Source organism: Paenibacillus sp. FSL M8-0212, assembly GCF_038004645.1.
Lineage (GTDB): Bacteria > Bacillota > Bacilli > Paenibacillales > Paenibacillaceae > Paenibacillus.
Genome location: NZ_JBBORP010000001.1, coordinates 2,736,816 through 2,752,684, shown reverse-complemented (window position 1 = coordinate 2,752,684; position 15,869 = coordinate 2,736,816). Strand labels below are relative to the sequence as shown.

Sequence of the window (15,869 nt, the reverse complement as noted above, 5' to 3'; positions counted from 1 at the left end):
TCTAATATGAAGAAAAACATGATAACAGGCAGCAAACTTTGGTCCATCGCCATGATTACCAGCCTACTCGCAGCATGCAGTGCACCAGCAACGACAAGCACAACCGCCAATGCCGCAACATCGACGACAGGAACAACCAAAACGTTATCTGTCAGCGAGCAAACTTCAGTGAAATATGCAGATCTGGTCTCTCTGGATGCTGACGATACCAACATTAGCTGGAGTGAGACAGATTCCACAGCGATCAAGCTGAACGGAACAACTGCAACGGTGACCGGTTCGGGCGCCAAAGCAGCGAATGGTTCGGTAACCATCTCCGAAGCAGGCACTTATGTACTTAGCGGTGAGCTAACCGACGGACAGATCGTGGTCAATGTTGCCGATAAAGGCACCGTTCATCTCGTATTAAACGGAGCTACCATCCATGATAATGACAGTGCAGCGATCTATATTCAAAAAGCCGGTAAAGCGGTAATTACGCTCGAAAAAGGAACCAAGAATACCGTTTCCGATGGTAAAACGTATGTGTACGCCGACGCTACGACAGACGAGCCGGATGCTGCGATCTTTAGCAAAGCGGATCTTACGTTCAACGGTGCAGGTCAATTGACCGTCACAGGTAACTATAATGAAGGTATTACAAGCAAGGATGATCTGAAAATCATTAGTGGTAACATCAGTGTCAAAGCAGCCGATGACGGGATCAAAGGTAAAGATATGGTCGCCATTCAAGCGGGTACCATTACCATTGAAGCCGAAGGCGACGGTATTAAATCAACCAATGACACAGATACCACCAAAGGTTACGTTGCTATCGCAGGAGGTACCTTCGATATTCAGAGTGGCAATGACGGTATTCAAGCCGAAACCGCACTCGTTACGGATGGCGGCACTTACAACATTGTAACTGCCGGTGGTAGCGCCAATGCACCAGCCAAAGTAGAAGAAGGTCCGTTTGGCGGTGGATGGGGTGGCGGCACACCTCCAACCGATATGGGCACACCACCGGATGGCGAACCTCCTGCAGATATGCCGGAGATGCCTAATAACAGCGGTACGGATACAGGTGCTAATACAAACGGCGCAGCAGCATCCAACTCTGCCAACACAACAACAGATAACAATGCTGATGCGGACACAGCAACTACAGCAACGGAGTCCACAAGTGCCAAAGCACTCAAAGCAGGTGCAGATCTTACGGTTAATGGTGGTACGTATACCATTGATTCCATGGATGATTCCTTGCACAGCAACAATAACGTAACAGTCAACGACGGAACATTCAACATCGAATCCGGTGATGACGGCATCCATGCCGATCAGGCCCTGACGATTAACGGCGGAACCATCACGATTGCGAAGAGTTATGAAGGACTTGAAGGTGCAATCATCACCCTGAACGATGGGGATGTAGATGTAACGGCATCCGATGATGGCGTAAATGCTGCAGGTGGCGAGACGGAAACAGCTGCGAATACAGCGGCAAGTACAGATAGCGCTACTACAGCAACCGATGCAACAACGACGTCTAACATCTCTGTAACCGAAACAACAGGTACAACATCAACTACCGATCAGGCATCCCAAGGTACAGCTGCTAATCAGCAAGGACGTGGACCGGGCGGTATGGGTGGTGCAGCAGCAAGTAATAACGAGTTCCACATTAACGGCGGCTCCCTCACAGTGAACGCAGGTGGTGACGGACTGGATTCCAATGGTTCCATCAACATGACTGGCGGAACGGTTATTGTGAACGGACCAACGGATAGCGGCAACGGAGCATTGGATTATGACGGTACATTTGAAATCAGCGGTGGATACCTCGTGGCTGCCGGAAGCTCTGGTATGGCACAAGGAACATCCGATACGTCTACGCAAAATACCATTGTGATGACATTCCCTGCAACGCAAAAAGCTGGAACACTTGTACATGTACAAGATAGCGAAGGCAACAACATTCTGACATTTGCTCCGGCAAAAGATTATCAAACTGTGGTTGTCAGCTCCCCGGATCTGAAAAAAGATGGCTCCTATGTGATCTACTCCGGTGGTACGTCTACAGGTAAAGCGGTGGATGGACTCTACACAGACGGTACCTACAGTGGCGGAACTCAAGTAGTTGCATTCCAATCGACTAGCAATGTAACTTGGGTCAATGAATCAGGTGTAACTACAGCCAATTCAGGTATGGGTGGTCCTGGTGGCGGCGGTGGACAAGGTGGATTCGGAGGCGGCAGAAACAGATCGCAATCCGGTACAACCTCCGACAGCACAGGCACTACGGATTCTGCAAAATAATCATAATTTGTAGTTAGGTTATAATAAGAAACACTAGGTCCCGAAATCACGATAACAGTGAATTCGGGGCCTAGTGCTTTTATTTTTCAGGAAGAACATGAGCAACTGTTCATGCGTTCCTTTTATTTGTAAGATACAAACTAGGGATTAGAATAATTACAAGAATAACGCTGGATAATAGAAATCCGGCATGGTACCCCTTCAACTCATTTATGACCGTTGCAACAACCGTCGCGATAATAGCTGAGCCAAAGCTTGAACCAAGATTCTCAATCATATTAATGCCCACACTCGCTTCGGGGAGCTGTGTGCTATCAAGCCCGGTGTATGCTTCACTTGTTAACGGCAGACTAATTCCTCCAATACTCGCACCACGAATTAACAATATAACGGAGATCCAGATCATACTTGTTTTATCAGAGATAAAAATAAGCGGAATTGAACCAATGAGAGAAAGAAATAAACTGACGATCACTACATATTTAGGTCCAATTTTATCAATCATTTTTCCAAGTAAAGGCCGAGTAACAAGCATCCCAACCCCTTGTGGGATAAGAGCAACTGCTGTTTCAATCGCCGTAAAATGGCGAAAGTTTTGAAAGAATAGCGGGAGGATTAACATCGGGCCCATAAGAGCAATATTTGCCATGAACAAGCCGGCGCTTGAAGCAGCAAAACTTTTATAAGTAAACAAACTCATGGGCAGGACCGTTTGATTCTTGCGAATGAGATTATAAGCCATATATATGACAGCCAAACCCACACCAATACCCACCCATAAGATCGTTTCATTATTGTTAAACGTAGCATGTTCCGCAGCTCTCGTTATCCCGTAGATTAAAGCCCCGCTCATGGAAGACAAATTAATAATGCCAAACAGATCAAGCTTATTCTCTTTGTTGAAAGGTTCAAAGTCAGGAATTGTTTTCATCATTACTGGCGCAGCAATCAACACGATAAACACGTTAATGAAGAAAATCCATTGCCAGGATGCCACCTGAACGATGAATCCTCCAAGGACTGGACCCAGAATAGGGCCGAAGATCATAGGCGTACTTACGATGGCCATCACTTTTCCCAAGTGATCTTTCCCTGCCGTTTTCAACAAGAGGGTAAACATGAGGGTCGTAATCACCCCTGCGCTGAACCCTTGAAGTAAACGAAAAAAGATAAAACTCGAAATGTTCCAGCTAACACCTACTAAAATAGAAATCACTCCAAATAGGATAACAGCACCAATGAAAATCTTCTTGCTATTAAACTTGTTCATAAGCCAACCGGAGATGGGAACTGCCATGGCAAGAGCGAGAATATAGCCTGTAATGGCCCATTGAATAATGGTCAAGGTTGTATTGAAATCATGTGTTAATTGATCTATGGCAATATTCACCATGGTTGAATCAAGCAAAGGTGCAATGGCTCCAAGAGCTATAGCCCAGGCTGCAATGAGCACCTCTTTGGGTAAATCAGTGGTTTTAACGTTTTCTTTAGTCATATGTGTCTCCTCTTTGCATTATTGTTTCCTATTCAACAAAAAATGTAACTCTTTTTAGTTTCCTTGTCAACAATAATTATTCAAATAAAAAAGCAACCTACCCTCGATTAGAGTAAGTTGCTTTTTTGTGTTACCCTTCATTACACACATTTATCTAAATGTCCAAACCCTGTTTCTTTATCTCTGCGTCCAAATGTTTACTGTATTGCTCCATAAACCTGAGCATGCCCTCCAATTGCGCTTCGGTTACCTGCTCAAACACAGCCTGATCCCGCTTTTGAAATTCTTGGTGAAGTTCCTCGTGAATACCGAATACAACATTCCCTTTCTCGGTCAGTCTGAAATAGACTTCTTTCTTGTTCTCCGGCTTCTGGTAGACTTCGATCAGTTTTTTTTCGATAAGTTTCTTCGTCAATTTACTTATGGCACCCTTGGTCATATACAGCGACTCTGCAAGCTTTGTCACATTGGGATCGATATTCTTTCCAATATATTCAATGCAATGAACTTCGGAAGACTTATAACCACGAAGACTGGCTTCCATCTTCGACTTGTTAATCCAGACCATTTTATTAAATAATTCTCTGAAATGATCAGTCACTTGTTCTTGTTTATTCATAGCTATATACACCCCACGTGAGTTATAACATGCATTGAAAAAAAGCAGAAACATGAGGGTCTCATTCCTCCGGTTTCTCCTGTCTCCAATCATAAGCTTCTTCATTAAAAAGCATACACATACACTTTGGTACGTAGGGCATCTCGACATGTTATTGTGCGTAGCGGTTCCTTGCCCGGCAGGGCAAAACAGATACTAATCACCTTGGCACCCGGCGGAAGCTCCCGACTGAACTTGTCCAGAAGTCGGGTCATCGCTCCCGGAAACAGATAACAGATCACACAATCCGCATGTTCATAGGAACTGGTGTAGATATCCCCGCGCATGAAGCGCAGTCTGCCCTTGAGAGAGTGCTTGTTTCCCTTCGCTCGGCGTAAGCGAACACTGAGATAGGCAATTATTTGGGAAGACCATAAGGGAATGATAGAATTCTCAATCCCGGTCAGCCTTTTACCAGGGCAATGCCTTACAACATCCATTCCCAGTGTGCCCCATCCGGAGCCTGCTTCGAGCACATCCCCGTACCCTGGAATGCGGTTTACCTCCTGAATGACCACCTGCCTGACACGGCCGGATGTGGGCATCGGGGAAATCCCGTTTTTCCAACTGACAAGTACGATAGATATGACACATATCAATGTCACCACAGCAATCAGCCATGGAATTAGATGAACGATGAACATAGCATCATCCCTTTGTTATCACGCATTCATTCGGGCACATGAGACTTCATGTATACCCCTTTTTTGTACACAGACTTGATCGTAAAATGTACACCCAGCTTGCGATTCGTCCGATAGATGAGCGAGTTAATCTCGTCGATCCCTACCGCTTCACTCTCCAGCATGCTCCGCTCCGGCCACACCTGAGCCACAATCTGCTCTCGGGTCACAAAATGGTCCAGTTGACTATACAGCAATTTGAACAGCTGATACTCCTTCTTGGATAGCGGAATCTCCACTTCACCGATCTGCACGGTTTGCAGGTGATCCTGCAAGCGTACGCCCTCACCCAGCAGATCCGACACCCGATATTCCCTGGTCTCTCCAAGATCTCCTTCAGCGCGAAGCTGAATCAAGCCGTTGACCAATGTCAGGCTGTCTCCTTCGCCAAACGGATATTTCTCATAAGGAACGAGGCGCTGCCCGTTCAGTTCGGTTCCATTTTTACTATCCAGATCCTCGATCCATAGCTGTTGCTGTGAATCATAATGAATGCGGCAATGCCGCTTCGATATCATCTGATTATAGACAGACAAGTCCAATTCACTGCCGCCTGTATAACGTCCCACCGTAATGGAGCGACCTTGGCTTACATAAGCGAATGAGCCGTCACTTTCCTGTCCTGGCGTACGAATGACGATTTTTGCCGTCTCCCGCATGTTATTCTCCCACCTTCAATGATCACTCACTCGATCTCTATAAACATTTCATAACAATAATGATAAGATCATCAGATTTGTTCCATTGTTTGCACCGCTATAGTTCAATATAGTGGTATACAGGAACGATTTATGTTTGGTTCTACTCACTCTACTATACCAGACGTTGTGCTTTTTTTCTCATGACGGCCGGATGTCTACTTTAGCTCATTCAACAAGAGAGGTACCTTCCTATGAATAAAAAAAACATTTTCATATACGTGTTGCTCGCCTTTGCCCTGTCCATGACATTAACCGTGCTCTCCCGTATGAATGATGATGGCGGAGAATCACTGAAAGGCACATCGGCTTCCGAAACCTCATGGTTACAAATGAAGATCCAGCCCTGAGTCTACTCTATTATAACGTGATCTCCGCGCAAAACGTTTCACGAATGTCATATTAGCCTAAGCCATAGACTCCAATCAATAAGGCCCCGGATTGCTGTTCACAGCAGCCCGGAGCCTCATTTTAATACCAAAAAACTATATTACAAGACTTATTTCCCAACGCGAAGTGAAGTGGACAGCGGACATTCCCACCATCTCACCCACACTCACCTTAACGCCGCTTCTTTCTCACACCGAATTTCCTCCACGCATACACGATAAGAGCTACAGGGCCAGCAAGCCATAACAGTTGCCAAAACATGATTTTCATGTCGAATCCCATTTCAAAAATCCCTCCCCATATAATCGCAAATGCAACCTCGGTCGTTCAGAATCAAAGTCAGTCTTGCTCCTCCTCAGAAACAGTCGGTTCGTCGGCAGGCTTTGCTGTCTCTCTGGACTGTATTTCCTCCATCCGGCTCGACACCTTCTGATACAGGTAAGAGATCCCAAGCAATAGTACGCCAAAGCTGAAATAAGCAAAGATTTTGCTGCCCGAGGTAAGCATCCCTACATCATAGAACACCATCTTACCCGTAGCGAACAACGTGAGACCCAGGCCCAGACGCCGAATCATCACATATTTTCTACGGAATCCATAGGCAATATAGAGAATCGCCAGCAGCAGATAGATCAGGCTGAACATCAGCCCCACATCACCCCACTGGAACTGGATCGTCAGGAATACGGTGATAACCCCAAGCAGGTATACCCCTGCGATAACCGGGTACCATTCAATGCTCTTGAACTGCCCACGGATGCCTGCAATCAGCAGATCCCTTCCTGCAAAGAATACCCCTACGTTAAAGATAATTAGCACCAGTAAACCAACAATCTCTGCCGCTGTATGCTGCTGAACTTCCGGCTGAAGCGCCGGCATGGTGAAGGTTACAGCCAGTGCAATACAGCAGCCAACGGCATGAAGGAAGGTGGTGTACACCTGCACGAATTGGTCGCGCAGCAGCTTCACTTTGCCTAGTCCATACGCCAATGCAATGGTGAACGCTGCGAACATGAGTAACTTGTAGAACATGTATAACAGGAACGTCCCATCGACTGCTCTGGTATACAATTCATTTGACTCATACAGCACGTATAACCACAGATTCGCAAGTGTCACATACTTGAATCCGTTCAGGAAACCCAGTTCCAGTGCGCTGTAATTGAATCTCTCTCTGGAAGATGAGTTGCTGTGAACTGCCCAGGCATAATACAGTGTAATCAGCAGGGTCCCCAGCGTAATGCTGGTGTATTTTAACATAAAGTAAGAACGTTCCCCGATGAAGAATAGCGCCAGCAGGTCATAGTACACAAAAGTGAATAGACATAGAAGCACGATGCCCCATCCGGCACGTTCCACCGATTTGAACCGTTTCAGATGTCCGAGTGTGACCAGCAGAACGCCTTCAATTAACCAACCCATGGATAACCACTTGGCCCCGAACTGGAACGGGATAATCAGAATGGCAAAGGTCAGGGAAGTGACATAGAAGAGCAGAATCGTCTGTTTCTCCTGAGCCATATGGCGCTGAACGAATCGTGCGAGGCCCAGATACACCGCGCAGAAGATTAACGCCAGCAAGCCCTGAGCATCATTCCAACCTGCCACATCAAATAACATGTATAACATCAGACAGCTGATGCTTGTATTCATAGCGAGCAGAGCGAAATCCCACCAGGTTAACTTCATCCGGTGTTTGAACGGATACGCCAGTGTAATGCCCAGATATAATGCAAACGTCACAATGGAATACAACATGCCAATCTTCTCACTTGGTGACAGCCATAAGAGGATGAGCATGGATGGTGTGTTGAACAGGAAACTGATATAGTGCACCACCGGCCACCGTTTGCCAAACGAAATGAACACAATAATGCCGTTTAAGAGCAGCAGATAGATCATGGCTACATAGACAGCAGTGCCCTCAAGCCCGAACGAGAACATATACGAGAATAGCGGAAGATATCCGCCTACCAGACCCAATGAACAGATGGTCTTCGACTGATACCTTAGGGACAACAACACGGAGATTGCCGATACCAATACAGACAGGGCAAGTCCCGTATATAACCCGATAATATGCAGTAAAAAATAACTATAGAAGATGGACCCGAACAACACGGAGATCCCGCCGCCGAGCAGCCCCATTGCAAACGTCTGCTTTTTGCGACGAAACAGCAACTCTCCTCCAGCGAGCATCAGAGCACCAAGCAGGAAAAAGGCTCCACTCTTCATCTCGTCATTAAACCAGGTCGAGTACGAGTATTGGAACGCTGCTCCAACGCCTAGAATAAGCAGCAGAATGGCTACTTTGTTGATCCAGCTAAGTCCAATCTTCATCTCCATACGATTCTGCTTGATCCGACGCTGAATGGTCTCTTCGCTCAAGCCCTCCTCCGCCATCTGCTCATATCCACGCTCCATGTGCCCACGCAGAGCCTCTTCTCGCTCCCGTACGGCCCGCTTGTGCGATTCAATGCGCTCATTCACCTCTGCAGCAAGGTAAGCAATCCTCTCCTTCACCTCGTGGGAGTCCTCTTGCAACTCCTCTGCTGCCCGGTTGTACAGCGCGTTCAGATTGGATTTGGTTCGATGTTCATGGAATGCAATTCGATCATTATGTACCGCTGTTTTCCCTTGAAAATAGGTCTCCATCTTCTCTCGGGATACCCGAATCAGATTCAGCTTCTCATCCAGCATCTGTTCAGATAACGCCATGCGAAGACGTGCATTCTCTTCTTCCATCTTGCGCGAGCGAAGTTCAAGCTCGCGCAGCTTGAGCTTATGGGCTTCATACTGTTCCTGCAACTGTTCATTCTGAACGATCAGATCATCGGACTGGTATTCCTGGAGCAAGGCTTGATACTCCTTCGCCAGCTGTTTCTGCTGCTCCTGAACCTGCCCAAGCCGTTCCTTAAACTCCTTCATGAGTTTCCTCCGTTGGTTGATGTTTAATCTTTTCCCTATATTTTACTATATGTATGCCATAAAAAGAGGTTTAAACATTAGATATATCTGTACAATATTCCATCCTTAGGATCTCAAACGCAAAAAAAGCCGGGAAGCAACTGCTTCGCCGGACTTATATTCATATGAGCTTTGCACAAGAATGGATGCTTATGCTGCATCAGGTGTATCTGCCTGGTCCGCTGACTCCGGTTCAATAATCTCGGTAGCATCCGGGTCCAGCCAGCTGGCGATCATGCCACGCACATATTGCAGATCGTCCTCCGACAGATCGTAGTACCATGTGCCACTGCGCGTTGCACCCTCACCCTTCAGCATGTAGTTGCTGATCGTTGGTATGCTATCTTTCATATATAAGGACTCGGCAAATTTCACGATAAAGTCCGAGGTCATGTTGGTTGTAAAATTCGATCCGGCAATCTGAATTACGTCCGGGATCTTGGTCAGATTTTTGACCTCTAGCGCACGATTCATGAAGGCACTTAGGAAAATCCGGTGACGCATCGTCCGATTGAAATCGGAATCTTCCCGGTAACGCACATAACCAAGCGCTTCTTCACCGCTATAGATCGGTTTATTCGCTTCAACAAACAGCTTCTCATGAATTTTGAGCTTGTTCTCAATATTCTTTTTGATCGGCAGTTCAACACCGCCCACCGCATCAACAATATCCTTGAGCCCGTTAAAATTAATCGCGGCATAGAAATCTACTTTGTTCCCCAGCAGATTCTCCACCGTATCCATCGCCATCTTGGCTTCACCGTGGGCATACGCTGAGTTGATCTTTGACTTCACATCCCGGCCGACAATCTCGGTATAGGAATCGCGCGGAATGGACAGCAGCAGCACTTTATTGTCTTCTGGACGCACGACGGAATAGATGATGGTATCCGAACGGCTTGGTTCGTTATCCCGCTGGTCAATCCCCAGCAGCAACAGCGAGAATGGGTCGGTATGTTCCACAACAGGGGCATCCTTATCGCCAGCTGGTACAAAGGAGTCATCCAAGGCTTCCTTCACCGTAGCTGAAGCGAACAAATTAAAGGCAAACACGACGAGTTGCTTTTGATAAACAAATCCGAGTCCTCCGAGCACAAGCAGCACACTTAGGGTGATGATTAATGGTTTCTTCCATTTCTTCTTCGGTTTCTTCGGCTTCCGTCTTGTTAAATGTGCAGCACTGTTTTCCATCATATCTCCTTTAATAACGGGTTCTTAGATTCATTTAACTATATTAATAACACGTTTTCAATAGATTACGTTATAATCTGCTATACATAAATGAATAGAGAAGGAGCGATGAATGATGGAGTATCGACGTTTAGGCAATAGTGGTTTGCGTGTTTCGGCACTGGGGCTCGGCACCAATGCGTTTGGCAAACGCGCGGATGAAGCAGCTTCTACCCGCATTATTCATGCAGCGATGGATCAGGGCATCAACTTTATCGATACCGCCAATATCTACGCAGGTACGGAATCGGAACGCATCATTGGACAGGCCCTGGCAGGTCGACGGGAAAACGCAGTGCTTGCTACCAAAGCCGGATTACCCCGGCATGATGGTCCCCATGGGCGGGGTTCCTCCCGCTACCATCTGCAACAAGAGCTGGAACATAGCCTGCGGCGTCTGCAAACGGATTATGTGGATCTGTACCAGATCCATACTTTTGATCCGCATACACCGCTGGATGAGACACTGCGCACACTGGATGATATGGTCACTTCCGGCAAAGTCCGTTATATCGGAGCCTCCAACTACGCAGCCTGGGAGCTGATGAAAGCTCTGGGGATCAGTGAACAGAAAGGTTATGTGCGCTACATCTCCACCCAAACCAGCTACTCCCTGGCAGACCGTACGCCTGAGTTGGAACTGGTACCGATGTGTCTTGATCAGGGTGTAGGCATTATCCCGTATTTCCCGCTGGCAGGTGGTATTCTGACAGGTAAATACAACGGACAGACCAGCGTACCTTCCGGGTCCAGAGCAGACACCGATCCATCTTTCAACCGTTTCCTGCTGGAGCATAATATCCAACTGAGTGAACAAGTGAGTGCTAAAGCTGCCTCATATGGCTGCTCCCCAAGTGTGCTGTCACTCGCATGGCTGCTGACACGTCCGGCTGTATCCACAGTGATTGTGGGCGCTACACGCACCGAACAGCTGGAACATAATCTGGCTAGTCTGGACATGTCACTGCCCGATGAGCTGTTGGCCGATCTGGATCAGATCAGTGACTCTTTCCGTCGCCGCGAGCCGTTTGCATCCTACCGAATCGATTGAGCAACCGAAATAGACCTCCCGACAAGATGAAGTCAGGAGGTCTATTTGTATTTTGCATAAATATTATTATCATTAGTATTCAGAAAATTTTCCAATCCCACTACAATCTGTAGTTTAATAAAATAAAAAAATGTATATTATGGATTAGCCCTCTGTTTTTTGACGAAGAAACTCCTGCATGATCTCCATGTACTCTTCCTTGCGATCATCCAAAGTTTCAAAAAATGCCTTGTCCGACTCCTCACACAGATGAATCCCTTCAATAGCCAATCGGGTTCCTTCTTCCGTTGTTGTGATAATATTGGCACGCGTATCCGTCTGATGACGAGCCCGGGTAATTAATCCTCTCTTTTCAAGAGCACGCAGCACCTGAGAAGTCACGTTAACATCCACCTTGGCAAACTGAGCAATTTGAACCTGAGTTACTCCTTTGCCTTCCTCATCATGTTCATTGAGCCACAGACATGCGTGCAACAATACAAATTGAGGTTGTGTCAGTTCGAGGGGCTCCAGCACCCTGCGTATTTCCTTTTGCCACATGGATGTAACCTGCCATAACAGATATCCCGGACTTTCTTGTGCATTTTTATACCGTGAGCTTGTCATCTCATACCTCCATGATGTGCGACTTATGCAACAGATTATGTACCCACCAGTTAATGAAGTAAATCCATTATTCATATAACGATGATGGAAACATATCCGTTGCAACTCTGTGTGTTCTTTCTCAAAAAAATAATTAGCGGGCAGGGATAAACTGCTTCACCCATTGTCCGAATCCTTGCGGATTGCGGCTCTGTATAAGAATGGTTCCTTCTCCCCGGAACCGACATACCAGTCCTTCTCCACTTGTAACACTGGATAACCAGCCCTGTGAAGCTTTCTCAATACGGTAATCTACATAATGAGGCCATGCCACCAAATGGGCGTTATCCACGATCATTTCTTCACCTGCTGCCAGATTAATCGCATGGATGGCACCATAGGAAGACAGAAATACGGTTCCACGTCCACTGATCTCAATAATGAAGAAACCTTCTCCCGAAAAGAGACCTTTCTTCAGGTTTTGCATCTTGGTATTCACCTGAATGCCCTCGGTTCCTGCCAGAAATCCGTCTTTCTGCACATAGAGTGAATAGGAACCGTCCAATTCAACAGCTTCTACATCGCCCATGCTTGAAGGTGAGAGCAGAATCTCTGCCGACCCACCCGCAGCCGTCAGTTCCTGAAAGAAAAACTTCTCCCCGCTCAGCATCCGACCGAACCCGGCAAACATCCCACCTTCTGCTGAACCCTTCAATTCAACCGTAGGAGTCATGGAAACCATCGCACCACTCTCGGCCTTGAACCGCTCTCCCCGCTGCAAATGTACCTTGAGCATCGCAAAAGCACCATCATATAAAATCTCATAGTTCACGGTTGCACCAGCTCCCTATTGTCAGAGTTAAAATCATTGAGTCCATTATCTTCCAGAACTGCTGATTTGTCTCCGTATTCCTTCACAATATGTTGATCTCCCCAATTACATAGCGCATTGAGAATCGGTTCAAGACTTCTCCCGTAATCACTCAATTCGTATTCCACTTTGGGAGGGACCTGATTATATACGATTCGGTTTACGATTCCGTCGTTTTCAAGCTCTCTCAGTTGCTGTGTTAACATTTTCTGTGTAATTGCGGGCATAATACGCTTAAGATCACTGGTTCGTCTTTTCCCATGTGTCAGATGACAGAGAATAACGCATTTCCACTTGCCACCGATCACTTCTAGGGTAGCTTCAACCGAGATGTTATATTTTTTTCTGACCATAACTTGCTTCCTCCCTGATGAATTGGATACATCCGTCGCATGCTGTATAGGCACCAAAAAGTACGTAGGGTACTAAAAAGTACGTACTATTCAATCTATACCGAATAACTCATAATAGCATTTGCCGGTACGTAAATCTACATTCGGGGGAGTTGAGCAAGAAATGTTACAAGATTCAAAGCGCAGCACGTGGGCATTGCTTGCGCTGGCCATTAGTGCATTCGCGATCGGTACCACAGAATTTATCAGCGTTGGGCTACTGCCCCTCATTGCAGATGACCTGGGCATTTCCGTAACTTCCGCGGGACTGACCGTTACTTTATATGCATTAGGCGTTACCTTTGGGGCTCCTGTGCTGACCTCACTGACGTCTACCATATCACGCAAAACGCTATTGCTTGCCATCATGATCGTCTTCATTGCGGGTAACACGATGGCTGCACTATCGACGGGCATCACCATGTTACTCATTGCAAGAGTAGTATCCGCTCTGGCACACGGGGTGTTCATGTCCATTGGCTCCACGATTGCAGCCGATCTGGTGCCTGCCAACCGTAGGGCAAGTGCCATTGCCATCATGTTCTCCGGTCTTACCATTGCCACAGTAACCGGTGTACCTCTCGGTACACTCATTGGTCAACATTGGGGCTGGCGTGCTGCCTTTATCCTGATTGTTGTGGTTGGCATTATTGCAATGATCGGAAACCTGATACTCGTGCCATCCACGTTGAAGCGAGGAACAAGAACGGCAATTCGGGATCAGCTGAAGCTCGTTACAGGTGGACGCTTGCTGCTTGCTTTTGCCATCACTGCCGTTGGGTACGGAGGAACATTTGTAGTCTTTACGTATCTGTCCCCGTTGTTGCATGATATCAGCGGATATTCCGAGAAAACGGTAGCGTTCATTCTGTTGTTGTACGGAATCGCCATTGCTGTTGGCAACATCATCGGCGGCAGAGCAGCCAATCGCAACCCGCTCAAGGCGCTCTTCTACATGTTCATCATTCAGACCATTATTCTCGGCGTGATGTACTTCACCGTCCCGTTTAAGTTGGCAGCACTGCTCACCATTATGGGTATGGGTCTGCTCGCCTTCATGAATGTGCCTGGTCTTCAGATGTACGTTGTAACCTTGGCTGAACGATATGCACCACAGGCCAAGGATGTAGCCTCAGCCTTTAACATCGCCGCATTTAATGCAGGGATCGCTATAGGTGCCTATTTGGGTGGAGTGATCAATGACTCCATTGGTTTGATTCACACGACATGGGTCGGAGCCTTGATGGTTCTCGTTGCTGTAATCCTGACAGCATGGGCTAAAATGCTGGAAAGCAAGGATCAACATGCATCAGTCGAAATGGAGAAAGCTTCGTTCTAATTTCCATTCCGACCATAGGTCTCACTCTTATATATATCAGTTCCAGTCTTCGAGGGGAACCGGTTTCACATGGTATTTTATTATACTATATACGTTGAATACAATTTGATCTACTATGATTTAATTTTGTATGATGAAAAAACGAAAATTCAGCTTAAAATCACTGATTTTTACACACTTTAAGGAGGAAATCTCATGACAACAGCTCAAACCGCACAACATTTACAATCCACAGTAACTCTGCATAACGGTGTTTCTATGCCTTGGTTCGGTCTTGGTGTATTTAAGGTAGAAGAAGGATCTGAACTGATTGAAGCCGTGAAAAATGCGATTAAACATGGCTACCGCAGCATTGATACTGCTGCAATATACGGCAATGAAGCCGGTGTTGGCCAAGCTATAGCCGAAGCTTTGCAAGAAAACAACCTGAAACGCGAAGAACTGTTTGTTACATCTAAAGTATGGAATGCAGACCTCGGATATGAAGAGACTCTTGCGGCTTTTGATACAACCTTGAACAAGCTGGGACTGGAATACCTGGACCTATATCTGATTCACTGGCCTAAGGCAGGCAAATACAAAGCAGCCTGGAAAGCGATCGAAGAACTGTACGCAGCCGGCCGCATTAAGGCCATTGGCGTAAGTAACTTCCAGATTCATCATCTCGAAGACCTCATGCAGGATGCCAAAGTGAAACCGATGGTCAATCAGGTGGAATACCACCCTCGCCTGACTCAGGTTGAGCTTAAGGCTTTCTGTGAAAAACATGGTATCCAGCTTGAAGCTTGGTCGCCTCTGATGCAAGGTCAGCTTTTGGACAATCCGGTGCTCACGGCGATTGCTTCAGCCAAAGGCAAATCGGTTGCACAAGTCATCCTGCGTTGGGATCTGCAAAATGGGGTCATTACCATTCCGAAGTCCACCAAGGAAAACCGGATTATCGAGAACTCCTCCATCTTCGACTTTGAACTTTCAAATGAAGAGATGGATCAGATCAGTGCTCTGAACGAAGATGTACGCGTTGGACCTGACCCGGACAACTTCGATTTCTAATGAATAGCCTTTTTGGAGCCTGCTTTATTTGACATTGACATAGCATAGCGAAAAAACACCGGACCAGGAGCCGGTGTTTTTTCGTTATATTCTCTTCCCTATAGCCAAGCCTTGCTAAAACTGCACGCTTCAATTCAAAATGTTGTAGTCCATTTTTTA

14 protein-coding genes are annotated in these 15,869 nt (G+C 46.6%); 5 read left to right on the top strand and 9 right to left on the bottom strand.

The genetic code is table 11. From position 1 onward, the window contains the following. Window positions 1-6 precede the first annotated feature (6 nt). Window positions 7-2,298, top strand: a complete 2,292-nt coding sequence (locus tag MKX68_RS12240) for a carbohydrate-binding domain-containing protein (protein WP_340911842.1) — start codon at window positions 7-9, stop codon at window positions 2,296-2,298. A gap of 109 nt (window positions 2,299-2,407) precedes the next feature. On the opposite strand, the gene MKX68_RS12235 is transcribed toward MKX68_RS12240, so the two are convergent. The 4 genes from MKX68_RS12235 to MKX68_RS12220 all read right to left on the bottom strand — a co-directional run bounded on the left by MKX68_RS12235 (window position 2,408) and on the right by MKX68_RS12220 (window position 5,793). Further along, complete coding sequence (locus tag MKX68_RS12235; RefSeq protein WP_340911841.1) at window positions 2,408-3,793, bottom strand: MDR family MFS transporter; 1,386 nt, start codon at window positions 3,791-3,793, stop codon at window positions 2,408-2,410. Between the two features lie 154 nt (window positions 3,794-3,947). Beyond that, a complete protein-coding gene (locus MKX68_RS12230) occupies window positions 3,948-4,412 on the bottom strand; it encodes a MarR family transcriptional regulator (protein WP_133386280.1) in 465 nt (154 codons plus the stop codon). 104 nt (window positions 4,413-4,516) lie between these two features. Beyond that, the gene (locus MKX68_RS12225) at window positions 4,517-5,095 is read right to left on the bottom strand and encodes a class I SAM-dependent methyltransferase (protein WP_340911838.1); all 579 of its coding nucleotides are present in this window, start codon (window positions 5,093-5,095) and stop codon (window positions 4,517-4,519) included. A 26-nt stretch (window positions 5,096-5,121) separates the two neighbouring features. Then, window positions 5,122-5,793, bottom strand: coding sequence for an FHA domain-containing protein (locus tag MKX68_RS12220; protein WP_340911835.1), 672 nt, complete (start codon window positions 5,791-5,793; stop codon window positions 5,122-5,124). Window positions 5,794-6,026: 233 nt separating this feature from the next. Here MKX68_RS12220 and MKX68_RS12215 point away from each other — a divergent pair, with 233 nt between their 5' ends. Continuing rightward, window positions 6,027-6,182, top strand: a complete 156-nt coding sequence (locus tag MKX68_RS12215; protein WP_165980318.1) for a hypothetical protein — start codon at window positions 6,027-6,029, stop codon at window positions 6,180-6,182. Window positions 6,183-6,561: 379 nt separating this feature from the next. Here the strand turns inward: MKX68_RS12215 and MKX68_RS12210 are convergent, their stop codons facing one another. Beyond that, entirely contained in the window at window positions 6,562-9,150 is a 2,589-nt protein-coding gene (locus MKX68_RS12210; RefSeq protein WP_340911833.1) for a DUF2339 domain-containing protein, read from the bottom strand. A gap of 189 nt (window positions 9,151-9,339) precedes the next feature. After that, the gene (locus tag MKX68_RS12205; protein ID WP_340911832.1) at window positions 9,340-10,383 is read right to left on the bottom strand and encodes an LCP family protein; all 1,044 of its coding nucleotides are present in this window, start codon (window positions 10,381-10,383) and stop codon (window positions 9,340-9,342) included. 112 nt (window positions 10,384-10,495) lie between these two features. On the opposite strand from MKX68_RS12205, the gene MKX68_RS12200 reads away from it, so the two are divergent. Beyond that, the gene (locus MKX68_RS12200; RefSeq protein ID WP_340911830.1) at window positions 10,496-11,470 is read left to right on the top strand and encodes an aldo/keto reductase; all 975 of its coding nucleotides are present in this window, start codon (window positions 10,496-10,498) and stop codon (window positions 11,468-11,470) included. A gap of 144 nt (window positions 11,471-11,614) precedes the next feature. Here MKX68_RS12200 and MKX68_RS12195 read toward each other — a convergent pair whose 3' ends face one another. From MKX68_RS12195 to MKX68_RS12185, 3 genes are all read right to left on the bottom strand, one after another. Then, window positions 11,615-12,076 (bottom strand): MarR family winged helix-turn-helix transcriptional regulator, encoded by a 462-nt coding sequence (locus MKX68_RS12195; protein ID WP_338589296.1) that lies wholly within the window; start codon window positions 12,074-12,076, stop codon window positions 11,615-11,617. A gap of 133 nt (window positions 12,077-12,209) precedes the next feature. Then, the gene (locus MKX68_RS12190; protein WP_017691614.1) at window positions 12,210-12,887 is read right to left on the bottom strand and encodes a TIGR00266 family protein; all 678 of its coding nucleotides are present in this window, start codon (window positions 12,885-12,887) and stop codon (window positions 12,210-12,212) included. Beyond that, window positions 12,884-13,279 carry a winged helix-turn-helix transcriptional regulator gene (locus MKX68_RS12185; protein ID WP_017691613.1) on the bottom strand — a complete coding sequence of 132 codons (396 nt, stop codon included), beginning with the start codon at window positions 13,277-13,279 and terminating at the stop codon, window positions 12,884-12,886. The genes MKX68_RS12190 and MKX68_RS12185 overlap by 4 nt, the downstream gene beginning before the upstream one ends. A 163-nt stretch (window positions 13,280-13,442) precedes the next feature. Here MKX68_RS12185 and MKX68_RS12180 point away from each other — a divergent pair, with 163 nt between their 5' ends. Next, window positions 13,443-14,657, top strand: coding sequence for an MFS transporter (locus MKX68_RS12180; protein WP_338589300.1), 1,215 nt, complete (start codon window positions 13,443-13,445; stop codon window positions 14,655-14,657). Window positions 14,658-14,852: 195 nt separating this feature from the next. Further along, complete coding sequence (locus tag MKX68_RS12175; RefSeq protein WP_340911827.1) at window positions 14,853-15,710, top strand: aldo/keto reductase; 858 nt, start codon at window positions 14,853-14,855, stop codon at window positions 15,708-15,710. Window positions 15,711-15,869: the final 159 nt, after the last annotated feature.